The organism is Mycobacterium sp. 1245852.3, from assembly GCF_001669335.1.
GTDB lineage: Bacteria > Actinomycetota > Actinomycetes > Mycobacteriales > Mycobacteriaceae > Mycobacterium > Mycobacterium europaeum_A.
This window is the reverse complement of record NZ_LZLL01000317.1, coordinates 1-23,044: the sequence shown is the minus strand read 5'-3', so window position 1 is coordinate 23,044 and position 23,044 is coordinate 1. Positions and strand designations below refer to the sequence as shown.

The 23,044-nt window shown below is 69.3% G+C and carries 22 protein-coding genes and 4 pseudogenes; 12 read left to right on the top strand and 14 right to left on the bottom strand.

The features are described from left to right. From A9W96_RS14360 to A9W96_RS14350, 3 genes are all read right to left on the bottom strand, one after another. Nucleotides 1-1,101 (bottom strand): AAA family ATPase (locus A9W96_RS14360; RefSeq protein ID WP_156765243.1); only part of this gene is annotated, 1,101 nt, incomplete at its 3' end. Continuing rightward, the gene (pssA, locus tag A9W96_RS14355) at nt 1,098-1,961 is read right to left on the bottom strand and encodes a CDP-diacylglycerol--serine O-phosphatidyltransferase (protein WP_066872514.1); all 864 of its coding nucleotides are present in this window, start codon (nt 1,959-1,961) and stop codon (nt 1,098-1,100) included. The genes pssA and A9W96_RS14360, both read right to left, overlap by 4 nt. After that, a complete protein-coding gene (locus A9W96_RS14350) occupies nt 1,958-2,680 on the bottom strand; it encodes a phosphatidylserine decarboxylase (RefSeq protein ID WP_082972246.1) in 723 nt (240 codons plus the stop codon). The genes pssA and A9W96_RS14350 overlap by 4 nt, the downstream gene beginning before the upstream one ends. 65 nt (nt 2,681-2,745) lie before the next feature. Between A9W96_RS14350 and A9W96_RS14345 the strand changes: the two genes are divergently transcribed. Beyond that, complete coding sequence (locus A9W96_RS14345; protein WP_066881701.1) at nt 2,746-3,957, top strand: MFS transporter; 1,212 nt, start codon at nt 2,746-2,748, stop codon at nt 3,955-3,957. A gap of 145 nt (nt 3,958-4,102) precedes the next feature. Here the strand turns inward: A9W96_RS14345 and glp are convergent, their stop codons facing one another. From glp to A9W96_RS14330, 3 genes are all read right to left on the bottom strand, one after another. Beyond that, nucleotides 4,103-5,308 carry a gephyrin-like molybdotransferase Glp gene (glp, locus tag A9W96_RS14340; protein WP_067140640.1) on the bottom strand — a complete coding sequence of 402 codons (1,206 nt, stop codon included), beginning with the start codon at nt 5,306-5,308 and terminating at the stop codon, nt 4,103-4,105. A 20-nt stretch (nt 5,309-5,328) separates the two neighbouring features. Next, nucleotides 5,329-6,279, bottom strand: a complete 951-nt coding sequence (locus A9W96_RS14335; protein ID WP_066881697.1) for an SDR family NAD(P)-dependent oxidoreductase — start codon at nt 6,277-6,279, stop codon at nt 5,329-5,331. Between the two features lie 137 nt (nt 6,280-6,416). Beyond that, the gene (locus tag A9W96_RS14330; RefSeq protein WP_066881691.1) at nt 6,417-7,481 is read right to left on the bottom strand and encodes a S9 family peptidase; all 1,065 of its coding nucleotides are present in this window, start codon (nt 7,479-7,481) and stop codon (nt 6,417-6,419) included. Nucleotides 7,482-7,580: 99 nt separating this feature from the next. On the opposite strand from A9W96_RS14330, the gene A9W96_RS14325 reads away from it, so the two are divergent. Next, on the top strand, nt 7,581-8,189 hold the full coding sequence (locus tag A9W96_RS14325; RefSeq protein ID WP_067140643.1) for a TetR family transcriptional regulator: 609 nt from the start codon (nt 7,581-7,583) through the stop codon (nt 8,187-8,189). Between the two features lie 379 nt (nt 8,190-8,568). Here A9W96_RS14325 and A9W96_RS14320 read toward each other — a convergent pair whose 3' ends face one another. Continuing rightward, nucleotides 8,569-9,063, bottom strand: a complete 495-nt coding sequence (locus A9W96_RS14320) for a cupin domain-containing protein (protein ID WP_066867554.1) — start codon at nt 9,061-9,063, stop codon at nt 8,569-8,571. A gap of 29 nt (nt 9,064-9,092) precedes the next feature. Between A9W96_RS14320 and A9W96_RS14315 the strand changes: the two genes are divergently transcribed. Beyond that, the gene (locus tag A9W96_RS14315; protein WP_066881689.1) at nt 9,093-9,791 is read left to right on the top strand and encodes a M24 family metallopeptidase; all 699 of its coding nucleotides are present in this window, start codon (nt 9,093-9,095) and stop codon (nt 9,789-9,791) included. Here the strand turns inward: A9W96_RS14315 and A9W96_RS14310 are convergent. Then, nucleotides 9,788-10,699 (bottom strand): SDR family NAD(P)-dependent oxidoreductase, encoded by a 912-nt coding sequence (locus A9W96_RS14310; protein WP_067140637.1) that lies wholly within the window; start codon nt 10,697-10,699, stop codon nt 9,788-9,790. The two genes, A9W96_RS14315 and A9W96_RS14310, sit on opposite strands and share 4 nt — an antisense overlap. A gap of 104 nt (nt 10,700-10,803) precedes the next feature. Here A9W96_RS14310 and A9W96_RS14305 point away from each other — a divergent pair, with 104 nt between their 5' ends. The 3 genes from A9W96_RS14305 (at nt 10,804) to A9W96_RS14295 (ending at nt 14,209) form a co-directional block, all read left to right on the top strand. Continuing rightward, entirely contained in the window at nt 10,804-11,376 is a 573-nt protein-coding gene (locus A9W96_RS14305; protein WP_067140635.1) for a TetR/AcrR family transcriptional regulator, read from the top strand. A 215-nt stretch (nt 11,377-11,591) separates the two neighbouring features. Continuing rightward, nucleotides 11,592-13,217 (top strand): chaperonin GroEL, encoded by a 1,626-nt coding sequence (gene groL, locus A9W96_RS14300; protein WP_007768358.1) that lies wholly within the window; start codon nt 11,592-11,594, stop codon nt 13,215-13,217. 167 nt (nt 13,218-13,384) lie between these two features. Further along, nucleotides 13,385-14,209, top strand: coding sequence for an SDR family oxidoreductase (locus A9W96_RS14295; protein WP_066881685.1), 825 nt, complete (start codon nt 13,385-13,387; stop codon nt 14,207-14,209). Between the two features lie 108 nt (nt 14,210-14,317). Here the strand turns inward: A9W96_RS14295 and A9W96_RS14290 are convergent, their stop codons facing one another. From A9W96_RS14290 to A9W96_RS14275, 4 genes and pseudogenes are all read right to left on the bottom strand, one after another. Next, entirely contained in the window at nt 14,318-14,869 is a 552-nt protein-coding gene (locus tag A9W96_RS14290) for a carboxymuconolactone decarboxylase family protein (RefSeq protein ID WP_067138813.1), read from the bottom strand. 78 nt (nt 14,870-14,947) lie between these two features. Then, on the bottom strand, nt 14,948-15,343 hold the full coding sequence (locus A9W96_RS14285; RefSeq protein ID WP_066881684.1) for a hypothetical protein: 396 nt from the start codon (nt 15,341-15,343) through the stop codon (nt 14,948-14,950). A 54-nt stretch (nt 15,344-15,397) separates the two neighbouring features. Beyond that, a pseudogene (locus A9W96_RS14280) lies at nt 15,398-16,018 on the bottom strand (PPE family protein); the annotation flags it as partial. Between the two features lie 39 nt (nt 16,019-16,057). Next, nucleotides 16,058-17,800, bottom strand: coding sequence for an amidohydrolase family protein (locus A9W96_RS14275; protein ID WP_067140632.1), 1,743 nt, complete (start codon nt 17,798-17,800; stop codon nt 16,058-16,060). A 47-nt stretch (nt 17,801-17,847) separates the two neighbouring features. On the opposite strand from A9W96_RS14275, the pseudogene A9W96_RS30440 reads away from it, so the two are divergent. Further along, nucleotides 17,848-17,970: pseudogene (locus tag A9W96_RS30440) on the top strand (VOC family protein); the annotation flags it as partial. 14 nt (nt 17,971-17,984) lie between these two features. Here A9W96_RS30440 and A9W96_RS14270 read toward each other — a convergent pair. Next, nucleotides 17,985-18,221: pseudogene (locus tag A9W96_RS14270) on the bottom strand (VOC family protein); the annotation flags it as partial. Nucleotides 18,222-18,223: 2 nt separating this feature from the next. Between A9W96_RS14270 and A9W96_RS14265 the strand changes: the two are divergent. Together A9W96_RS14265 and A9W96_RS14260 are read left to right on the top strand one after the other, a co-directional pair. Beyond that, nucleotides 18,224-18,433 (top strand): annotated as a pseudogene (locus tag A9W96_RS14265) (mycothiol transferase); the annotation flags it as partial. A gap of 10 nt (nt 18,434-18,443) precedes the next feature. Then, nucleotides 18,444-19,298 (top strand): hypothetical protein, encoded by an 855-nt coding sequence (locus tag A9W96_RS14260; protein ID WP_066881678.1) that lies wholly within the window; start codon nt 18,444-18,446, stop codon nt 19,296-19,298. 9 nt (nt 19,299-19,307) lie between these two features. Here the strand turns inward: A9W96_RS14260 and A9W96_RS14255 are convergent, their stop codons facing one another. Further along, a complete protein-coding gene (locus A9W96_RS14255) occupies nt 19,308-21,041 on the bottom strand; it encodes a cytochrome c biogenesis protein DipZ (protein WP_067140629.1) in 1,734 nt (577 codons plus the stop codon). A 122-nt stretch (nt 21,042-21,163) separates the two neighbouring features. Between A9W96_RS14255 and A9W96_RS14250 the strand changes: the two genes are divergently transcribed. The 3 genes from A9W96_RS14250 to A9W96_RS14240 all read left to right on the top strand — a co-directional run. Continuing rightward, nucleotides 21,164-21,850: a TetR/AcrR family transcriptional regulator gene (locus tag A9W96_RS14250; RefSeq protein ID WP_156765242.1), complete on the top strand. Its 687-nt coding sequence runs from the start codon at nt 21,164-21,166 to the stop codon at nt 21,848-21,850. A 72-nt stretch (nt 21,851-21,922) separates the two neighbouring features. Then, entirely contained in the window at nt 21,923-22,471 is a 549-nt protein-coding gene (locus A9W96_RS14245) for an MmpS family transport accessory protein (RefSeq protein ID WP_066867520.1), read from the top strand. Further along, nucleotides 22,468-23,044: MMPL family transporter (locus tag A9W96_RS14240; RefSeq protein ID WP_156765241.1), on the top strand; the 577-nt coding region annotated here is incomplete at its 3' end. The genes A9W96_RS14245 and A9W96_RS14240, both read left to right, overlap by 4 nt.

Here is a 23,044-nt window from a genome sequence, read left to right as displayed (position 1 = left end):
GTCGCACAGGTCGGGGGCCCGCAGCCGGGCGTCGAGCTGGTCGGGCCGCGCGGAGGTGGCAATCAGGGCGACGCCCTCGCTGGCCACCGCGGTACGCAGCTCGCCGAGGATCAGCGAGGCCACCGGCTCGGCGGTGGCCGGCAGCAGGGCGTCGACGTCGGTGATCAGCAGCACCCCACCGCCGTCGCGGACCGTCTGCACCGCCGACGCCACGGCCTTGAGCCGGTCCTCGGCGGCCAGCGCGCCGACCTCCGGGCCGTCGAGCGTGACCAGCCTGCGGTCGCCGGACACCGCGCGCACCAGGGTCACCTTGCCCACACCGGCCGGGCCCGACACCAGCACCCCGAGGTTGGCGCCCGCACCCAGCGTCTTGAGCAGATGCGGTTCGTCGAGCGCGAGCTTGAGCCACTCGACCAGCTTGGCGGCCTGGGGCTGGGTGCCCTTGAGTTCCTCGACGACCATCTCCGGCCTGGCGACCTCGACCGATATCCGCGACGAGGTTCTGGCACCGGACGGAACGCCGGTGCCCCAGGTGACGAGCGTGTTGGGCTGCACGCTCACCGGTCCGTCGGGGTCGACGCCGGTGACGGTCAGCAGCTCCGAGGTCCAGCTGATACCGACCGCGGTGGCCAGCGCGCGGGTGGCCTCGGACGTCGAGGTGCCCGGGCCCAGGTCGCGGGGCAGCAGCGAGACGGCGTCGCCCACGGTAATCACCTTGCCCAGCAAGGCTCGTCGCAGCGTGACCGGCGTGATCGACTGGGTGGCCAGCGTCGAGCCGGCCAGCGTCACCGACCGCGCGCCGTAGACGGTGACCGCGCCGACGACCACCGGGGTGCCCTCGCGCAGACCCGCGTTGGACAGCGTCACGTCGTCGAGCAGCACGGTGCTGACCGGGGTGTCCGGGCCGGCCAGGCCGGCCACCGCCGCCGTGGTCCGTGACCCGATCAGCGATACCGCGTCCCATTCCCGAATGCCCAGTGCGGCAATGGCATTCGGATGTAACCGGATGACACCGCGGCGGGAGTCCACCGCGGAGGTGTTCAGCCGGGCGGTCAGGGTGAGTTGACGGGCCGGGCCCGCGTCGTCGCCGGAGCGACTCACGGCAGGCGCCTGCCCGGCTTGCGCAGGCCCAGCCGCGCCACCGACCGGCGGTTGGGCTGTGCCCGGCGGATCGCCCGCCGCGCCGCGCGGCGCTGCTTGGGTTCGTCGTCCCACGCCTCCGGGTGCGCGGCCAGCCAGCGCGAGTTGCGGATGGCGAACGGCACGTGGCACAGATAGGCGACGATGAGCACCCAGATCAACACGTAGGGCGCCAGCACGGCCGCCGCCGCGCAGATCGCCAGGACCGCCAGCAGGGGCGCCGCCCAGCTTGGCGGCACGGCGACCGCGTGCATCTTGCGCATCGGGATCTTGCTGACCATCAGGATCGACGTCCCGGTGATCCAGATGCACAGAAACAGCGGCGACGTCCACCAACCGTCGCCGAACTGCAGCTTGAGTCCGATCAGGCCGATCATCGAGATCGCGCCGGCCGGCGCGGGCATGCCGACGAAGAACTCGTGCGCGTAGGCCGGCTGACTGCCGTCGTCCTGCAAAGCGTTGAACCGTGCCAGCCGCAGCACCACACACACCGCGTAGAGCAGGATCACCACCCAACCGGCCGGCGACTTGGTCAGCAGCGTCACGTAGAGGACGATCGCCGGGGTCACGCCGAAGTTCACCGCGTCGGCCAGCGAGTCGATCTGCTCGCCCATCCGCGACTGGGCGTCCAGGATGCGGGCCACCCGCCCGTCGAGCCCGTCCAGGATCGCGGCCGCGGCGATCAGCGCCATCGCGGCCTTGGGCTGGTGTTCGAGGGCGAACCGGATCGAGGTCAACCCCGCACAGACCGAGAGCACCGTCATCGCGCTCGGCAGGATCTGCAGGTTGACCGCCGGCCGCCCGCGCGGCTTGCTGATCATGGCAGCTCGGCCAGCACGGTCTCGCCGGCGATCGCGCGCTGACCGACCTTGACCAGCGGTTCGGAGCCCGCCGGCAGGTAGGTGTCCAGCCTGGACCCGAACCGGATCAGGCCGTAGGTATCACCGATCGACAGCTTGTCCCCGACGTGCGCGTCGCAGATGATGCGCCGGGCCAGCAGCCCGGCGACCTGCACCGCGACGACGTCCGCGCCGCTGGGTGTGCGAATGTGCAGGCTGGTGCGTTCGTTCTCGGTGCTCGCCGCGGCCAGGTCGGCCGAGCCGAACCGGCCAGGCCGGTGCTGCACGGCGATCACCTCGCCGCTGACCGGCGCGCGCTGCACGTGGGCGTCCAGCAGCGACAGGAAGATGCTGACCCGCGGCAGCGGCGCGTCGCCCATGCTCAATTCGGCGGGCGGGGTGGCGAAGTCGATCACGCAGATCTCGCCGTCGGCGGGCGCGACGATCGCGCCGGGCCGGGCCGGCGGCACCCGAGGGGGGTGACGGAAGAAGCCGGCGCAGGCGCCGGCGGCCAGCAGGCCCGCCCGTCGCACCCATCGGTGCCTGCGGCCGACCAGGGCCAGCGCCAGCCCGGCGCCGATGAACGGTCGGCCGGCCGGATGCACCGGCGGGACGGCGGAACGCACCAGTTCCAGTGCGTGTTGCGGGCTGAAGCCCGGGTCTTGAGCGGAGGGGCCGACAGTGCGGGGGCGGCGTGCCACGCGGCCATCTTACGGAGCCCGCGACTGATTCGTGGACGCCCGCAGGGGGAACGCCCACGTTCGACATGCAATCGCACAGCGCCGATCGAACGGCACTACGAGTGCGCCGCGCGAAAGTGGCGGTCACCGCCGTCTTCCTCGCGCACGGGCTGGTGTTCTCGTCCTGGGCCGCCCACATTCCGCACGTCAAGGCGGGGCTCGGCCTGTCCGACGCGGCGCTCGGAACGGCGCTGTTCGGCGCGCCGCTGGGCTCGGTGGTGGCCACGGCGGTCAGCCACTGGGCGCTGCCCCGCTGGGGGAGCCACCGGCTGATCCCGGTCACCGTGGCCGGCTACGCCGCGGCCGGCACGACCGTGGGCCTGGCCCGGTCCGCGGCCGCGCTGTTCGCGGCGCTGGCCTTGTGGGGGCTGTTCCAGGGGGCGCTGGACGTCGCGATGAACACCCAGGCCGGCACGGTCGAGCGGCTCGCCGGGACCCCGATCATGGCGCGCTTCCATGGCATGTGGAGCCTCGGGGCGCTGGCGGGGGCGGTGATCGGCGCGGTCTGCGTCAGCGCGGGCGTCGGCCTGACCGTCCAGTTGACGGCGCTCGGGCTGGCGGTCCTGATCGTGGTGGAAACCCTGACCCGTCGCCTGATCCCCGACGCGGCCGAGACGGCGGCGCCGACGGGCCACGCGGAAGGCGACCGGGCCTGGATGACGCCGACCGTGGCGATCCTGGCGGCCGTGGCGTTCGCCTCGTTCCTGTGCGAAGGCGCCGCCACCGACTGGTCGGCCAACTATTTGCGCAACGTCGTCGGCGCCGGCCCGAGCGTCGCCGCGGTGAGCTACGCCGGCTACACGTGTGCGATGGTCGTCACCCGGTTCGGCGCACCGCGGCTGCACGCGCGGGTGCCCAGTCGCCGGCTGCTGCCGGGGCTGGCGCTGATGGCCGTCGTGGGCATGAGCGTGACGCTGGCGACCGCCAACGCCTGGATCGGCGTGCTCGGTTTCGCGGCGCTGGGCGCCGGCGTTGCGCTGCTGGTGCCGACCGCGTTCAGCGCGGCCTACGGCGCCAGCGGCGCCGGATCGGCGATCGCTATCGTGGCCGCCACCGGCTGGCTGGGATATCTGCTCGGGCCGCCGCTGATCGGGCACCTGTCCGGCCGGGTGGGGCTGTCGGCGGCGTTGGTCACCATTCCGGTGATGATGGCGATCGTCGGCATCGCCATCCGCTGCACCCCGGCTTTCGACAAGGCCGACGAGTTCCATCGGGACGTGGCCACGCCCGCCGGCTAAGCCTGATTGCCCGCCTCCTCCTCACCCCACTGCGCGGGCTGCATCGTCGCCGAGCTAGGCCTGATTGCCCGCCTCCTCCTCACCCCGTCCCCCTCGCCGCTCCGCGGCTGGGAGGTGCCACTGCGCGGGCTGCATCGTCGCCGAGCTAGCGCAGATCCCAGACCTGCAGCTGGGTCCCCTCGGGCACCTCGACCACGTCCTCGGGGATGTCCAGCAGCCCGTTCGCCGACGCCAGCCACCGCAGGTGATGCGAGGCGGGCGGCCCGTAGCTGGTGACCGTGCTGGCGTCGTCGCCCAGCACCGCGCGGCGGAATTGGCGCTTGCCGCGCGGCGAGGTCAGCGACTCCGCGAGCACCGCGGTGCGAAGCGGACGGTCCGGATCCGGCAGGCCCATGGCCCTGCGCAGCGCCGGACGGATGAACACTTCGAAGGACACCAGCGCGCTGACCGGGTTGCCGGGCAGCGTGACGATCGTCGCGCCGGCCACCCGTCCCACGCCTTGCGGCATGCCCGGCTGCATGGCGACCTTGACGAATTCCACGCCCTGGTCGCCCTCCCGCCCGAAGGCGTCCTTGACCACCTCGTAGGCGCCGGCGCTGACGCCGCCGCTGGTGATGATCAGGTCGGCGTCACCGGCGTATCGGTCGATGATCGAACTGAACTGGGCCACTTCGTCTTCCGCGGTCGCCACGCCGACCAGCTCGGCGCCTGCATCCCGAACGGCGCCGGCCAGCATGATCGAGTTGGACTCGTAGATCTGCCCGGGCCGCAGCGCGGTGCCCGGCGTCACCAGCTCCGAACCGGTCGAGATCACCAGCACCCGCTGGCGCGGAATCACCCGCAACTCGGCGATGCCCAGCGCCGCCGCCAAGCCGAGCACCGCCGGCGTCACGACCTGACCCTGGCGCAAGACGGTGGTGCCGGGCGAGACGTCCTCGCCTGCGCGCCGGATGTGCCTGCCCGCCTCCCGTGGCGCGCGGATCGACACGACGTCCACGCCGCCGTCGGTGTCCTCCACCGGCACGACGGCCGTCGCCCCGGCCGGCAGCGGCGCGCCCGTCATGATCCGGTGGGCCGTACCGGGCTGCAGCGTCAGTTCGTCGGTGCGCCCGGCCGGAATGTCCTCGGCGACGGGCAGCACCACCGGGTGTTCGGGCGTGGCGGTCGACGTGTCCTCGGCACGCACCGCGTAACCGTCCATCGCCGAGTTGTCGAAGACTGGCAACGCCAGCTGCGCCACCACGTCCTCGGCCAGCACCAGGCCCTGGGCCTCGGCGAGCGGGACCGCGACCGGCGGCCGGGCACGAATCAACTCGCTGACAACCCGCTGATGTTCGGCGACTGAGCGCATCGGAGCCATTATCTCCCGGGTCAGACGGGGAAGCGGACGCCGGTGAGTTCTTCGGAGACGGCCCACAGCCGGCGCTGCAGCTCCTCGTCGTGGGACTGGGCGCTGGACTCGACCAGCTTCGGGCGGCCCCGCTGTTCGAGGAATCCCGATGGGCCGAAGTACTGCCCGCCCTGAACGGCCGGATCGGTGGCGGCTCGCAGCGTCGGCAACGCGCCCATGGCCGGGCTCTGGAACAGCAGCGGCCCCAGCACGGCCTTCACCGGCCGGAAGACGCCCGGCAGGTTGCGGGCCAGCTCGGTGTTGGAGCCGCCGGGATGCGCGGCGACGGCGATGGTCTTCGCGTCGGGGTTGGCCGCCAGCCGTCGCTGCAGCTCGTAGGTGAACAGCAGGTTGGCCAGCTTGGACTGCCCGTAGGCGGCGATCCGGTCGTAGCGGTGTTCCCACTGCAGGTCGTCGAAATGGATCGCGGCCCGCAGCCGGTGCCCGAGGCTGCTGACCGTCACCACCCGCGAATCCCGCACCCCCAGCAGGTTTTCCAGCAGCAGCCCGGTCAGCGCGAAGTGGCCCAGGTGGTTGGTGCCGAACTGCAATTCGAAACCGTCCTGGGTGACCTGCTTGGGCGTCCACATCACGCCCGCGTTGTTGATCAGCAGGTCGATGCGGGGGTACGCCGCGCGCAGCGCGTCGGCGGCCGACCGGATCGCGTCCAGCGAGGTCAGGTCCAGCTGTTGCAGCGTGACATCTACTTTCCCGCGCCCTTGGCCGCCGGCGGCGACGATGCGCGACAGCGCCGCGTTGCCCTTCTCGAGATTGCGCACCGCCAGCACGACGTGGGCGCCGCGATAGGCCAGGACGGCGGCCGTCTCATACCCGATGCCGGTGTTGGCGCCGGTGACGACGACGACGCGGCCGCTTTGATCCGGGACATCGCCCTCCGACCAGTTGCGGTTCTCTTTGTCGTTGGAAGCCATGGCCCAAAACATACTCATCGACGGTCGAGGGCGTCGTGTCGGGCGACGGGCATTCGACGGTTCCGGCCGTGGGCCTGCGATGAAAAACCGTTATCCCGACAGCGATTTCCGCCGGATTCGCCACCCGCGCGGGTTTGTCAGGCCGTCGGGGTCGATCCCATCTGGCGGCGCAGCCAGGCGATGATCTTCGGCACCACCTCGGGCGCTTTGCTCATCGCGACGTGGCCGGTGCCCTCGACCAGGTGCACCTCGGTGTCGCGGCGGCCCCGGAAGTCTAAAGTGTCGGATTGCGGGACGAAATAGTCGTCGGCGCCGTTGATCACCAACATCGCCGAATTAGTTTGCTGGGCAAGCAGATCCGCGCGATTCAGGCGTTCCATTCCGGCGCTGAGCTGATCGAGGGTGGGGGAGTGGTCCCACTGCATCGCGTTGCCCAGGATGTCGTGCATGCCGTAGGGCAGTTTCGCGAGATTGTCGGGACCGAAGGCGGCGACCACGGGACCGCCGAGATCGATTGCGGCATCGACGATTCCGGACAGTCCCGACATCGCGGCGAAGTTGCCGCCGAACGATGCGCCGAAGTGCGCGACCCGGCCGTCGCCCAGCGTCCGGGCGTGGCGGGCGAGCCCGCGGATCACGTCGTCGGCGTGTTGGTCGAGCGGGATCGCGGTTTCGCCCGTGCCGGGATGGTCGAAGGCCATGGTGGTCACGCCCGCGCCCTGGGTGAATGCGACCCACCACGGGTGGATGTCCATCTTCCAGGTGTCCACGCCGCCGCTGGCGATCAGCACCGGACGGGCGGCGTAGTCACCGTCGGCCGAATACAGGTGCACCGGCACCTCGACGGACCCGTCGCGGTAGGCGACGGTGAGGATGCGCCGTTCGAAGTGCACCGGGAAATCGCCGGCCGCCAACTGGAACTGCTCGAGCTGGTGCTGCATCGCTTTGGCCCGCGCCGCGTCGGTGAGGCAGGGAAACTTTGCGCACCCGTAGACCAGCGACGCCATCCGATGTTCGGTTCGCTCGGCGTATTCGCTTGCCAGCGAAGACCATTCATAGACCCAGCCGCCGGGCGCATCGGCCCACATGTCGTCGACGGCCGCGCGGACCCGCTCGATGTCCTCGCGCGGGATCCCGAACTTCGCGAACTGCTCGGTGCGGTCGTCGAACATGGCCGACGCGTCGATGTCGTAGGTGTACATGGTGGCCAGCTCCTCATTTTCACGGCCCGTTGAGACTAGTCTCACGCTACGGTGAAACTAGTCTCAACGCAAGGGGAAATTCACGCTATGATGAAACTCATGCCGAAGAGGTCGACCACGCCCGGCCCGCGCGATGAGCGCGGCGTGCTGGCCGCGCGGATCGTGGCCGCGGCCCGCGTCGAATTCGCCGAACACGGCTGGGCGGGCACCACCATCCGCGCGATCGCCCGGGCCGCCGACGTCGATCCCGCGCTGGTCTACCACTACTTCGGGTCCAAGGAGAAGCTGCTCGACGCGGCGACGAACCCGCCGCAGAAGTGGCTCGACGACGTCGCCAAGGTCTGGGTTACGCCGGTCGAACAACTCGGCGCCGCCGTGCTGGAGCTAATGCTGGCCAGCTGGGACGACGAGGAGATCGGGCCGACGTTGCACGCCATCCTGCAGACCGCGGCGCACGAACCGACCACCCGCGAAAGGCTACGACGCGTCGTCGCCGGCAGCCTGATGGGCGTCGCACAGCTCGGGGTCGACGAAGACGAGCGCCTTGTCCGCAGCGGCCTGATCGCGTCGCAGACGATCGGCCTGGCCCTGATGCGCTACGTCTGGAAGATCGAGCCCCTCGCGTCGATGACGAACGAGGAAATGCTCGCGGCGATCACGCCCAACCTGCAGCGCTACGTCGACGGCGACCTGACGGGCGCGACGTAGCGCCGGCCCGGCGTGCGCGGTACGCGGGGCCGCCGTGTCATCGCGGGCGGTGCGAGCGACAGGCGTGCCCGGGCGCGATCGCGCAACCCTCGCCCGCCCCGTTGATAGCCGCTGACCCGGGTGCCGCGTTCGTGTACGGCGACCGGCGCTGGTGGGCGCGGCCGAAAGTCCGGTGTGCTCCGGGGTTTTGGGCGTTTGACGCGCAGGCTGATCATCACCGGGGCGCTCATCGACCAATCGATCCGTTGCCGCATCCAGGCCGCGGCCCGTTTCGACGGCTTCCTCGTTCGCACGGCCACACCCTACGCCCATCGGTCCCGTGGCCGGCGGCGCCATCAGAAACGTTACGGCGGAACAAATTTCGCGTTAATGCAAGGGTTTACTGCACCCAGAAATTATCGTGCCGGATGAACCATTCGCGGCGCTCGTCGTCGGTCATATCCGCCAGGGCCGCAAAGCCTTCGAAGTACGCCTCGCGCGGCGCGCCGGGCGCGAACAGCATCAGAATCGATGCCGGTTCGTTCGCCTCGTTGCGAAAACCGTGGACGCCCCCGGGTGGCACGTAGAGGAAGTCACCCTGGTGACCGTCCGTCCACTCGGTGCCGTCGTAGAGCTTCATCGTCCCGGACAGGACGAAGAACGCCTCGGACATGGCGCGGTGAAAATGTGCCGGGGGACCGCCGCCGGCCGGCGCGATGTCGACCCGGTAGAGGCCGTAATCGCCGGCGGTGTCCTGCTGGTTGGCCAGGTAGTGGTACTTGACGCCGGAGGTTTCGTAATCGGGTGGCTGATCGGCCCGCTTGAGCCAGGCGCTGATCTCCGGTTCGTCCTTGGTGTAGCGGGCTGGCGGGTAGGGCGGCACGACGAGGGACATTGTTCCAGTGTGCGCATAGCATCGCCGGTGTGAAGGGATCGAGCGCCGAAGATGTTCGCGTGCAACGGCTGCTGGACGCCGAAGACAAGGCCGGCCATCTGTTCGACGAGATCGAGCGGCGGGCCATGATCCGGCCCGGGTTGGGGGAAAAGGAACTCTCCGACCAGATCCACGACCTCGCCGGGGAGATGTTCGGGGTGACCCGGCACTGGCACCGGCGGATCGTGCGCGCCGGGGAGAACACGTTGCAGCCGTTCCAGGAACGCCCGCCGGACCGGATGATCGCCGACGACGACATCGTCTTTTTGGACCTGGGGCCGATCTTCGAGGAGTGGGAGGCCGATTTCGGGCGGACGTTCGTACTCGGTGACGACCCGCACAAGATCGCCCTTCGCGACGCCCTGCCACGGGTGTGGCAGGCCGGTCGCGACCACTTCGCGAGCAACCCCGAGATCACCGGCGCCGAGCTGTTCGACTACGTCGTCGGCGTGGCCCGCGCCGAGGGCTTCGAGTGGGGCAGCCATATCGCGGGCCATCTGATCGGCGAATTTCCGCACAAGAAGATCGCCGGCCGGGGCGTCCAGTGGTATGTCATGCCCGGGTCGAACAAGCCGATGCGCCGCACCGATCCGCGCGGGCGCATCTGTCACTGGATCCTCGAGATCCACCTCGTCGATCGCCCGCGCGGTTTCGGCGGCTTTTACGAGCAGCTGCTCGATCTGGGCTAAACGGCGTACTTCACCCCGGTCAGTTCCTCCGACACCGTCCACAACCGGCGCTGCCGTTCGGCATCGTGCGACTTGACGCTGGATGTCACCACCTTCGGGCTGCCCTGCATCTCGCCGATGCCGTCCGGTCCGAAGTACTGGCCACCGAGCACGCCCGGGTCGGTGCCGGCGCGCAACTGCGGCAGCGCGCCCGCGGCCGCGTCCTGCGAGATCAGGCCGAACACCGGAGTCACGACCCGGTCGACGAGCGGCGGAAGGTTGCGCGTCAGTTCGGTGCGCGAGCCGCCGGGGTGCGCGGCGACGGCGATCGTCGTCCCGTGCGGAGCCAGCCGCCGCTGCAGCTCGTAGGTGAACAGCAGGTTGGCCAGCTTGGCCTGTCCATAGGCGGCGACCCTGTTATAGCTGCGCTCCCACTGCAGGTCGTCGAAGTGGATGTCGGCCAGGATGCGGTGGCCGAGGCTGCTCACCGTCACGACCCGCGAGCCGGCCACCGGCAGCAGCCGGTCCAACAGCAGGCCGGTAAGGGCGAAGTGGCCCAGGTGGTTGGTGCCGAACTGCAACTCGAAGCCGTCCTTGGTGGTCGACTTCGGCGTCCACATCACGCCCGCGTTGTTGATCAGCAGGTCGATGCGGTCGTGCGCGGTGCGCAACTGTTCGGCGGCGGACCGCACGGACTGAAGCGACGTCAGGTCCAGCTCCTGAAGCGCGACGTCGGCGTGGGGGCTGTGGGCGGTGATGCGGGCGGCCGCGTCCTTGCCCTTGTCCAGGTTGCGCACGGCCAGCACCACGTGGGCGCCGCGGTCGGCCAGCGCCAGGGCGGTCTCGTAGCCCAATCCGGTGTTGGCCCCGGTGATGATGGCGACCCGTCCGGTCTGGTCGGGAATGTCCTTGGTGGTCCACTTGGCCATGAGAGGCTCCTTGAACTTGTAGAGTAAACGGGGCGGGCGCTCCGGTTGAATCCGACTATACGGAACGCACGCCCCGGTTTGTCAATTGATGAGATGGTGAACAGATGGCACGGCCCGAACGCCGGTTGCGCGCCGCATCGGCGCGCAACCGCGCGCGCGTGCTCGAAGTCGCCTACGACACCTTCGCGGCCGAGGGCCTCTCAGTGCCCATTGATGAGGTCGCGCGCCGCGCCGGCGTCGGGGCCGGCACCGTCTACCGGCACTTCCCCACCAAGGAAGCGCTGTTCCAGGCGGTCATCGAGGACCGGATGCAGCGGCTGGTCGACGACGGGCGGGCCCTGCTGGACACCGTCGGACCCGGCGAGGCGCTCTTCGCCCTGCTGCGTTCGATGGTGCTGCACTGGGGCGCGGCGGATCGCGGCCTGGTCGACGCGCTGGCCGGATTCGGGATCGACATCGCCAGCGCGGCGCCCGACGCCGAGGACGCGTTCCTGGCCATGCTCGACGAACTGCTGCGGGCCGCGCAGCGGGCGGGCACCGCGCGCCAGGACATCGGGGTGCGCGAAGTCAAGGCGATCATGGTCGGGTGTCAGGCCGCGGAGGCCTACAACCCGGACTTGGCCGAGCGGGTGACCGACGTCGTCGTCGACGGTTTACGCGCTGGGCGATCGGGCTGACCTCTTCTTGCACTCGACATAGGCGAGTGCTAAGAATGACGTTGGCACTCGCGACCAGCGAGTGCTAGGTCGGGACGGTGAGGCCAGGGCCGCGGCAAGCGGAAGACACCTAGCCGTCCGTCGCGGGCACTGCACCCGGCCACAGCGTTGATGGGGCGACCCGACAAGCGGTCGCCCTGAGTGTCACCCCATAGTTTCGGAGGAATCACTTCGCAATGGCCAAGACAATTGCGTACGACGAGGAGGCCCGTCGCGGCCTCGAGCGGGGGCTGAACGCCCTCGCCGACGCGGTAAAGGTGACGTTGGGTCCCAAGGGCCGCAACGTCGTCCTGGAGAAGAAGTGGGGCGCCCCCACGATCACCAACGATGGGGTTTCCATCGCCAAGGAGATCGAGCTGGAGGACCCCTACGAGAAGATCGGCGCCGAGCTGGTCAAGGAAGTCGCCAAGAAGACCGACGACGTCGCCGGTGATGGCACGACGACGGCCACGGTGCTGGCCCAGGCGTTGGTCCGCGAGGGCCTGCGCAACGTTGCGGCTGGCGCCAACCCGCTGGGTCTGAAGCGCGGCATCGAGAAGGCCGTCGAGAAGGTCACCGAGACCCTGCTCAAGTCGGCCAAAGAGGTCGAGACCAAGGACCAGATCGCTGCCACCGCGGCCATCTCCGCGGGCGACCAGTCGATCGGCGACCTGATCGCCGAGGCGATGGACAAGGTCGGCAACGAGGGCGTCATCACCGTCGAGGAGTCCAACACCTTCGGCCTGCAGCTCGAGCTCACCGAGGGCATGCGGTTCGACAAGGGCTACATCTCGGGCTACTTCGTCACCGACGCGGAGCGTCAGGAAGCCGTCCTCGAGGACCCCTTCATCCTGCTGGTCAGCTCCAAGGTTTCGACCGTCAAGGACCTGCTGCCCCTGCTGGAGAAGGTCATCCAGGCCGGCAAGCCGCTGCTGATCATCGCCGAGGACGTCGAGGGCGAGGCGCTGAGCACCCTGGTCGTCAACAAGATCCGCGGCACCTTCAAGTCGGTGGCCGTCAAGGCTCCCGGCTTCGGAGACCGCCGCAAGGCGATGCTGCAGGACATGGCCATCCTCACCGGTGGTCAGGTCATCAGCGAAGAGGTCGGCCTGTCGCTGGAGAGCGCCGACGTCGCCCTGCTGGGTAAGGCCCGCAAGGTCGTCGTCACCAAGGACGAGACCACCATCGTCGAGGGCGCCGGTGACTCCGACGCCATCGCCGGCCGGGTGGCCCAGATCCGCAGCGAGATCGAGAACAGCGACTCGGACTACGACCGCGAGAAGCTGCAGGAGCGCCTGGCCAAGCTGGCCGGCGGTGTTGCGGTGATCAAGGCCGGAGCCGCGACCGAGGTCGAGCTCAAGGAGCGCAAGCACCGCATCGAGGACGCCGTCCGCAACGCCAAGGCCGCCGTCGAGGAGGGCATCGTCGCCGGTGGTGGCGTGGCCCTGCTGCACGCGACCCCGTCGCTGGACGAGCTGAAGCTCACCGGTGACGAGGCGACCGGCGCCAACATCGTCCGTGTGGCGCTCGAGGCTCCGCTGAAGCAGATCGCCTTCAACGGTGGTTTGGAGCCCGGCGTCGTGGCCGAGAAGGTCCGCAACTCGCCCGCCGGTACCGGCCTGAACGCCGCGACCGGTGAGTACGAGGACCTGCTCAAGGCCGGCGTTGCCGACCCGGTGAAGGTGACCCGTTCGGCGCTGCAGAACGCGGCGTCCATCGCGGGCCTGTTCCTCACCACCGAGGCCGTCGTCGCCGACAAGCCGGAGAAGGCGGCCGCACCCGCGGGCGACCCGACCGGTGGCATGGGCGGCATGGACTTCTAAGTCCGACGACTCAAGCACGGGAAAGCCCGGCCCCCACAAGGGGCCGGGCTTTTTCGTGTCTACGGGACGTCTCGACACCCGGGCGTCGCTCCGCGAGTGTGAAGTTAGCCGCACATTCGACGCCGAGCGTGCGGCCAGCTTCACGTCGGCGCCCGTAGTGTGAACGTGTGGCCCTTCCGACTCCCTCCCCCGAAAGCACCGCCGTCGTGACCGGCGCGTCGTCGGGCATCGGCGCCGACATCGCCCGCGAACTGGCCGCCCGCGGCCACGGCGTGACACTGGTCGCCCGTCGGGAGGACCGGCTGCGCGAGCTGGCCGACGAACTCGCCGGCCGGGTACGCGTCGAGGTGATCGCCTGCGACGTCGCCGATTCCGCCGCCCGCGCCGGCCTTCTCGACGAGGTCGGCCGCCGCGGCCTGACCGTCGACATCCTGGTCAACAACGCCGGCATCGGCACCATGGGGTCGGTGACCAAGACGCCCGTCGACGCCGAGATCGCCCAGGTGCGGGTCAACGTCGAGGCCGTCATCGACCTGAGCACCCGCGCGGTCCAGCAGATGGTGCCGCGCGGCCGTGGCGCGATCCTCAACATCGGATCCACCGCGGGCTACCAACCGTTTCCGGGGCAGATCGGGTACGCGGCCACCAAGGCGTTCGTCAACAACTACACCCAGGGGCTGCGCGGTGAACTCGCCGGCACCGGCGTCACCGTCGCGCTGCTGTGCCCGGGGCCGGTGCACACCGAGTTCGTGAAGAGCGCCGGCATGGACGAGCGGGAATTCGCCGATGCGTTCCCGAAGTTCATGTGGAAGCCGTCGCGTGAGGTGGCGCGCGCCGGAGTCGACGCGCTCGACCACGACCGCGGAACGGTGATCCCGGGCTTACCGAGCCAGATCAGCACCCGCCTGTTTCAGTTCATGCCGCGGCGGGTGTTGTTGCCGCTGTTGCGGAATCAGCATCCCAGCCTGCGTAGGGACGGCTCAGCGGGCTAGCGGCGATCGCGAGCGCGGCGGAGCCGGGGAAGCCGGGTCGCCGCCGTCGGACTCAGCGGCGATCGCGAGCGCGGCGGAGCGGCCGAAGCCGGGTCGCCGCCATCCGACTCAGGGCCAGGGCCGCATCCAGCCCTCCACCGGCAGCGCGAGCGCGTTGCACAGCGTGCAGATCGTCCGATACCAGCCGACGGCCGTGAGCAATTCGATGCGCTGCTCGTCGTCGAGGTCGCGGCCCAGCGCGGTCCACGTCGCCTCCGACCACGAGCCGGTGCGCTCGAGCTCGTCCACCGCCTCGATCAGCGTGCGCTCCGCAACGCTCCACCGCGAGTCGTCCGGGCCGCCGGTGACCAGCGCGTCGCACTCGTCGTCGCTGACACCGGCGATCGGGCCCCAGAACGCCGCCTGCCCACCCCACTCGTATGCGCAGCCGACCAGCGCGCAGGTCCGCAGAATGGCGATGGTCCGCGTGCGACCCGGCAAAAGCGCTGCGACATAAAGGGATTCGCCGAGCTTGCGCAGCCGGGCGGCCAGCGTCGGATGGCGCTGCAGGCAACGCACCAAAAGCAGCGGCTCGTACGTGCGGTCGGGGTGACCCCAGCTGTTGATGCCAGTGGCATCTTCTTCGCTCCACGGCGGAGCGAGCGGTGCGACGCGGCTCACGGATGAGACTGTAGTTAGGTCGATGGCGGCGACCCGCGGCGCCCGGCTTCGCCGGCTCCGCCGCGCTTGCGATCGCCGCTAGGCCGGCAGCGAGAAGACCACGCAGTCGTGCAGGCAGCCCTTGGCCGCGTCCGCCGACTCGGCGTCGCGGTGCAGCAGCGCGCGGGTGGGAACCACGGCCAGGCGGGCGGTCTGTTCGCCGGCGTCGGTCACCTCGGCGCTGCCATCGACGATCAGCGAGTAGCCGCCCGGCTCGGCGGGCGGCCACAACAGGGTGACGTCGGCCCGCTGGGCGAGGTTGTTGCGGGTCCGGCCGCCGATGAGTCCGACGTCCAGAGTGGCCCCATCGAGCCGCGGCTCGACCGTCACGGTGTGCACGCGGTAGTCGTCGTCGACCGTGATCAGGTACGCGTAGGGGTAGTCGACCAGCGCATCGGCCAGCGCCTCGAGGTCGACCTTCTTCTTGGTGCGCATGATCTTCCAGGATAGGCGCGGGGTGCCGCGCTACTGCGGCGCCGAGGGCCGCAGAAATCCGGCGATGCGCGAGGTGTAGCCGCGGGCGACGGCACCGGAGCTGGCCGGGCGCGTGACGGCGGTGCTGGTGTTGGAGAAGCCGAGGTTCTGCAACACCTGATTCCAGGGTGGCAGCTTGGCCACGGCCGCCGACGCGTCGGCGTGGTAACCGAACATCGCCGCGACGTCTGAAGCCCACATCTGCTCGTAGGCGGCCTCGATGTCGGCGATGGCCGCGGTGTTCTGACCCAGGTGGTTGTTTGCCGCCAACGCGCGCACCAGGGCGCGGTTGGCTGCGACGACGGCCGGCTGCACGGTGGCCGCCAGCGCCACCTCGAACGCCGTCGCGATGGCCGAGGCCTGGTGTGACACCTCTTCGGCCTGCGCGGCCGCCGCGGACAGCCAGCTCACGTATTGGCTGGCGACCGACATCATGGCCGTCGACGACGCGCCCTGCCATGACCCGCTGGCGAGATCTGACGTCACCGAAGAAAATGACGATGCCGACGATGCCAACTCCCCGGCCAGCCCGTCCCACGCCGCCGCGGCAGCAAGCAGCGGCCCGGGACCTGGACCGGAGAAAATTAGTGCCGAGTTGACTTCTGGCGGCAACCACGCAAAATGCGGGTTCGTCACGGAACCCAACTTAGCTGGTATATGCCACTTTTGGTGGCGTTATCGCGAGGCTACGGGGACGGGCTGGCGCCCACGGACCAACCTGCCTGGGCGGGCATCGGTGGGAACGCCGTTTTCGGCGATCACTTCCCCGGCCACGATCGTGGCGACATACCCCTCGGCGGTCTGGTCCAGGCGCCGCCCCCCGGCGGGCAGGTCGTAGCTGATCACCGGCTTGTGCAGCCGCAGGGCGGCGTGGTCGATGACGTTGAGATCGGCCTTGTAGCCCACCGCGATTCGGCCGCGATCACCCAGACCGGCGACACGGGCCGGCACCGACGTGAGCTCGCGAACCGCCTCGGGCACCGTGAACCGCCCGGCCTTGCGGTCGCGTGCCCAGTGCGTCAGGAAGTAGGTGGAGTAGCTGGCGTCACAGATCATCCCGTAGTGCGCCCCGCCGTCGCCGAGACCAAGCACCACGTCGTCGCGGTGCAGCAGTTCGCCGACCGTGTCCAGCGAGTTGTTCTGCAGGTTGCTGGTCGCGACCAACAGCATGGCCCGGCCGTCGTCGTCGAGCAGCCGGTCGTAGGCCTCCTCCATCGGGTCCACGCCGCGGGCGCGGGCGCGGGCGCCGATGCTGGTGGACGGGTCGGGCTCGTAGTCGGGGGTGTCGCCCAGCGGGAAGATCCAGTCCCACATCTGTGCCACGTACAGAATCGGGTGCCCGTGGCCGGGCTTGTCGGCCAGGATGCGGGCGCGGACCTCGGGCTTGCGCATCTCGGCGACCCGCTCGGCCAGCGGCAGGTGCGCGATCTCGCGGTAGCTGGGGTAGAGCACGAACGGGTTGGCCGTCAGCTGCAGGCCGATGATCAAGCCGATCGGGCGGGGCAGCAGCTGCGCCGTGACTCGGACCTCGCCGCCGTCGGCGGCGCTATTCGCCTTCTCGATCATCGTGATGGCGTCCGGCCAGGACGGGTCGCCGGAGTTGGCGACGACGAGGGTGAAGGTGACCGGCAGCCCGACGTCCTCGGCGACGTCGAACACCGTCTGCAACACCGGCTGATAGCCGCCCGACGGGATGTCCGGGACGAACTGCAGCAGCCCGCCGCCGCCGTCCACGACACCGCGGGCGATCTCCTCGATCTCCTCGCGGGCGGCCTCGTAACTCGGTATGGGCGAACCGCTTTCGGTCTTGTGGATGGTCAACCGCGACGACGCGAAGCCAAGCGCGCCGACCTCGATCGCCTCCTTGGCCAGCTCCCGCATCTTGGCCAGGTCGTCTGCGGTGGCCGGCTCGCGGTCGGCCCCGCGCTGGCCCATCACGTACACCCGCAGCGGCGAGTGCGGCAGATACGCCGCCACGTCGATGTCCCGCCTGCCCGACTCGAGCGCGTCCAGGTATTCGGGGAAGGTCTCCCACGTCCACGGCAGGCCGTCGGTCATGACGACGCCGGGAATGTCTTCCACACCGGCCATGACGTCGACGAGCACGTCGTGGTCCTCTTGGCGGCAGGGCGCGAAGCCCACCCCGCAGTTGCCCATCACCACCGTCGTCACGCCGTGCGCGGAGGACGGGGTCAGGCGTTCCGACCAGATGGACTGGCCGTCGTAGTGGGTGTGCAGGTCGACGAAGCCGGGCGTGACCAGCAGGCCGGTGGCGTCGATCTCGCGCGCCGCGGCCTCGCCGTTGACGTCGCCGACGGCCGCGATGACGCCGTCGCGCACCGCCACGTCGCCGACGTACGGCTCACCGCCCAGCCCGTCGACGATGGTGCCGTTGCGGATGATGAGGTCGTAAGTCATCCAAACAATCTACGACCGTTGCGGTGGCTCGTGCCAGGATCATCCCCGTGATCGATCATGTGGGAATCAACTGCGCCGACTACGCCAAATCTCAGCGGTTTTACGACGCGGTGCTGGGCACGCTGGGGTTCTCCCGGCAGCTGGATGTCGGTCGGGCCGTCGGGTACGGGCCATGTTCGCGACACTACGGGAGGATCCCGTGGAAGACCGCTTCGACGTTGTTGCCGTCGGGATCGCGCACGAAGGCCCCGAAGTATCCGGGGTGGTATTCCGGCCAGAGCCGCGGCGCGTGGAGCGGCTCGGCGCCCAACTCGACGGCCACCTCGTAGAAGGCGCGCACCGCGTGCTCGTCGGCCGCCTCGAAGGCGAGGTGGACTTCCCGATTGGGTCCGGCGAGCTCGCCCGAGATCCAGAACGTCGGCTAACGCGCCCGCGGACCTGCTCTCCGGCTACTACCACGCGGTGCACAAGTTCACCCTCGAGTACGTCGCCGGCGTGAGCGCGCAGGAGCTTGCCCGCGTCGTGGACACCAACTGGGATCCGCCGGTGACGGCCAGCGCGCGGTTGGTGAGCATCATCGACGACTGCGCCCAGCACCTGGGGCAGGCCGCCTACGTCCGGGGGATTGCGTAGATTCGCAGGCGTGCGATTCGCGGCGACCGTGCTGTTGTGGCTCATCACCACGCTCGCGTTGGCAATCGCGATCCCCGCGGCGTGGACGCAGCTGCACGTCGTTGACGCCGACGGCTACGCCGCGCTGGCGCGGCGCGCGGCGACCGACCCGGGCCTGCAGTCCGCCATGGCGGACGAATTAACCTCTCGGGCAACGACTCTGGCCGTCGAGCATGGCGGGGGCCGCTATCCGCTCGACACTTCCGAGGTGCGCCAGGCGGCCGGCGACTTCACCGCCGGCCCGGCATTCCCGCCGCTGTTCGCCCAGGCGAACCGTTCGGTGCACGGCTGGCTGTTCAGCGACCCGGCGGCCGCCGAGAACGGCAACCAGTGGGCGGTCGACGTGGCGCCGATGCTCAAGGACCCCTCGATCCAGCCGCTGCTGAGCCGCCACAACGTGACGGTCCCCGCGAAATTAACTGTCCCACTTACTGTTTCGATACCAAAATCGATGTGGCAGGGGCGGCTTAGTCCGCTGGCCACCTGGGGCCCGTGGGTGAGCGTCGGTGCGGCGGCGCTGTGCGGTGTCTGCGCGGTGCTCACGCTGGCCACCGCACGCCGCCGCGGCAAGGCGCTGAGCAGCCTGGGCGTCTCGGCGCTGCTCGTCGGCGCGGCCGGATGGGCCGGCATTGAGGTCGCCGGCCGTTACCTCAACGGCGCGCTCAACCACACCACCGGCAACGTCCGGGTGGTGGCAGAGGTGATGGTCGGGCACGCCGAAGCCGGGATGCACCAATGGCTCAACGTCGCGCTGTTCGCCGGCGCCGCCCTGGTTGCGCTCGGCGTGATCGTTGCCATGCTGGGCGGCCTCGCCAAGAAGTCGTGAGCGCGCCGGTTAGCCGAACGTGAACGAAAACACCTGCAGGCCCTTGCTGACTTGCATGTCCAGCTGATCGCGATGCGCGGCGTCGTCGGCGACGATCCGGTGCAACGTGGGCGCTCCGCCGATCGATGTCGTGGTGGTCTTGCCGTCCCGGGTCACGGTGACGGTGCCGGTCCCACCGACGACGGCGTAGACGTCCTTGGCGGTGTAGTTCAATCGGACGGCCGAGTCGTCGCCGTCGGCGGTGGCCCCCTGGTCGTCCAGCGTCCACCGGCCGCGCAGGGCGAACTTGTCGTCGGCCAGGTTCGGCGGGTAGCTCAGCGTTGCGGCGCCCTGCTTGTAATCCCCGGTGCCGCCGTAGTTTCCGGACTTACTGACACCCAGGTAGGTCTCGGGTGTGAGCCTGGTCTGCGGAGTCATGTCGGCGGAATGGGACGGTGCCGGCAACCGGGCGCCGGGATGGGCGTCGACCAGTAGCGTGCGGATCAGCTTTTCGGTGCCGTCGTAGTCGCCCTCGCCGAATTGGGTATGCCGCACTTGCCCGTTCGCGTCGATCAGATACTCGGCGGGCCAGTACAGGTTTGCGAAGTTGTTCCACGTCGCGTAGTCGTTGTCCAGCGCGATGGGATAGGTGATGTGCAGGTCGGCGGCGCCGCTGGCCACATTGGCGGGCACCCGCTCGAAGGCGTACTCGGGGGTGTGCACCCCGATGACGAGGAGTCCGTTGTCGCGATACCGGTTGTACCAATCGATCACATGCGGGATGGCGCGCTGGCAGTTGATGCACGAGTAGGCCCAGAAGTCGATCAGGATCACCTTGCCGCGCACCGATGCGGGGTCCAGCGGTTTGCCGTCCGGGGTGTTGAGCCACCCGGTGACGCCGGTGAGCGCGGGGGCCGGTCCGCATTGCTGTAGGTCGGCGGAGCCGTTGGAGCAGTCGCTCAGCGCGCCGTCGATGGTGGTGCCGGGCCGGCTCAGCTGCAGCCCGCCCTGAGTTGACCGCTGCGCGGGGGCGGGGCCCAGGCTGCGCTCGATGTCGTTGGCGCCCAACCTGTTCTGCATTGCCGTCGTGTAGTCGGGCACGGCGCGCTGCAGCATCGCCGGCAGGTTGAACACCAACGCCACGGCCAGCACGATCATCGCTACCCCGCCGGCGACCTGAATCGCGCGTTGCCGGCGGCGGAACGCGGCCACGCGTTCGGCGACGCGCCGCCCGGCCAGTGCGAAGGCCAGTAACGGCAACGCGTTGCCGATGGCGAATGTCGCCGTCAGCACCAGCGCACCGGGGCCGATCGACGAGGTGCCGCCGGCCACCACAATGGCGGCCAGCACCGGGCCCGCGCACGGTACATACAGGGCGCCCAGCGCCAGGCCCAATCCGAAACCGTCTGCGCCAGAGCCGATTTGGCGTTGCGGAAAGTATGCGAACGGGCGCTCGAGCAGGTGCTGCACGGGCGGGAAGATCAGCCCCACGCCGATCAACACCAGCACCACCAAGGCGGCCCACCGGATCGCGTCCTGCGGCAGGTGCAGCGCCGTCAGCAGTGCGGAACCGATCAACGTGGCCAGGCTGAAGCTGCACACCAGGCCGGCGATCACCAGGTACGGGCGCGCCGCGGAACTCACGCCGCGGGCGCGCCCGCTGTCCATGCCGGACAGGAGCACGACGGGAAGCACCGGCAGGATGCACGGCGAGATACCGGTGATCAGGCCGCCGAGGAACCCGATCAGGGCGATGGTCTGCACGGGCTAGTCGCAGGCGCGCGAGGGACGCCGGGTGATGAGCATGGCTACACCTTTACCTGTTTTGGCGCCCGGGCTGTGACGCGTTGCAAATCACATGACGTGCGTTATGCAAATCACACAACGTGCGTTACGCTCGGCCGGTGGCGCAACTAACATTCCAGCGCGCCCGCACCGAGGAAAAGAAGCGCCAACGTGCGGAGGCCCTCGTGGAAGCCGCACGGTCGCTCGCGATGGAAACCGGCGTCGCGTCGGTCACCCTGACCGCGGTCGCCAACCGTGCCGGAATTCACTATTCGGCGGTGCGTCGCTACTTCACCTCGCACAAGGAAGTTCTGCTGCACCTGTCCGCCGAGGGCTGGGTGCGATGGTCAAACATCGTGTCCGAGAAACTGGCCAAGCCCGGCGCGAAGTCGCCCTCGCGCATCGCCGAGACGCTGGCCGAAGCCCTGGCCGACGACCCGCTGTTCTGTGACCTGCTGGCCAACCTGCACCTGCACCTCGAACACGAGGTGGACGCCGAACGGGTCGTCGAGGTCAAGCGCATCAGTACCGCCGCCACGCTCTCGCTCGCCGATTCCATCGAGAGCGCGCTGCCCGAACTCGGGCGATCGGGGTCGCTCGACATCCTGCTGGCCGCGTACTCGTTGGCGGCCACCCTGTGGCAGGTCGCGAACCCGCCGGAACGGCTTACCGACGCCTACGCCGAGGAGCCGGAAGTGGTTCCCCCCGAATGGAATCTGGACTTCGCGTCCGCGCTGACCCGACTGCTGACGGCTACGTGCGTCGGGCTCATCTCGGGATCGCAATGAACGCAGAGAGGAGGCCGGGGGGCTGTGGCTTGGCGAACTACAACCGGTGAACGGGAAGGACTTGGAGCGTCCATGACGACGACTGAGCCAAGGACCGAGCCGCTGCAGAAGCAGGGCTCCGCCGATAGGGAGGGCGAAATGGCCGCTCCGCAGCGCCCTAGGAAAAAGGGGTTCTTCGCGCGTTTCTGGCTGGTGCTCACGATCGCGGCTGTCGTCGCGCTGTCGGGATTCGTCGTATACCGATTGCACGGCGTCTTCGGCGTTCACCGCGGTTCGTTCGGTGGCGGCACCTCGGGCGAGGTCCTCGACGAGTTCAACGCCAAGACGATCACGCTCCAGGTCTGGGGTCCGCCGGGCAGCACGGCAACCATCAACTATCTCGACGAAAACTCCCACCCCCAGCAGGCCCTCAACGTGCCCTTGCCTTGGAGCAAAGTATTGAGTTCGACGAAGCCCGGGATCCCGGCAAACCTGGTGGCGCAAGGAGACGGCAGCTGGATCGCCTGCCAGTTCGTGGTGAACAAGCACGACGGGAGTGGTGACGTCATCAAGACTCCGAATCGCTCAGATCCCAACCAAACCGTGAACGCCTTCGTCTATTGCCTGGACAAGTCCGCATGAGCGAACCAGCCGAGGTTCCGCCGCGCGTCGACCAGCCGCTGATCCCGCCGTTCCTGCCGCGGATGATCCACCGGCTGGCGCTGCCGATCGTCCTGGTGTGGTTGGGCATCGTGTTCGTCACCAACACCGTGGCCCCGCAGCTGGAGGTCGTCGCCAAAACCCACTCGGTGTCGATGAGTCCCACCGACGCGGCGTCCTTTCAGTCGATGATGAAGGTCGGATCGACGTTCAAAGAGTTCAACTCCGACAACTCGGCCATGATCCTGCTGGAGGGCGACAAGCCACTCGGGGCCGAAGCGCACCGCTACTACGACGAGATCGTCAGGCGCGTCGAGCAAGACAAGAAGCACGTTCAGCACGTCCAGGATTTCTGGAGTGATCCGCTGACGGCGGCGGGTTCCCAGAGCCACGATCAAAAGGCCGCGTACGTCCAGGTTTACCTCGCCGGCAACATGGGCGGCGGGCTGGCGAACGAGTCCGCCGCGGCCGTCCGCAAGATCGTGGACTCGGTGCCCGCGCCGCCGGGAATCAAGGCCTACGTCACCGGCGCGGGCCCGCTGTTCGCCGATCAGT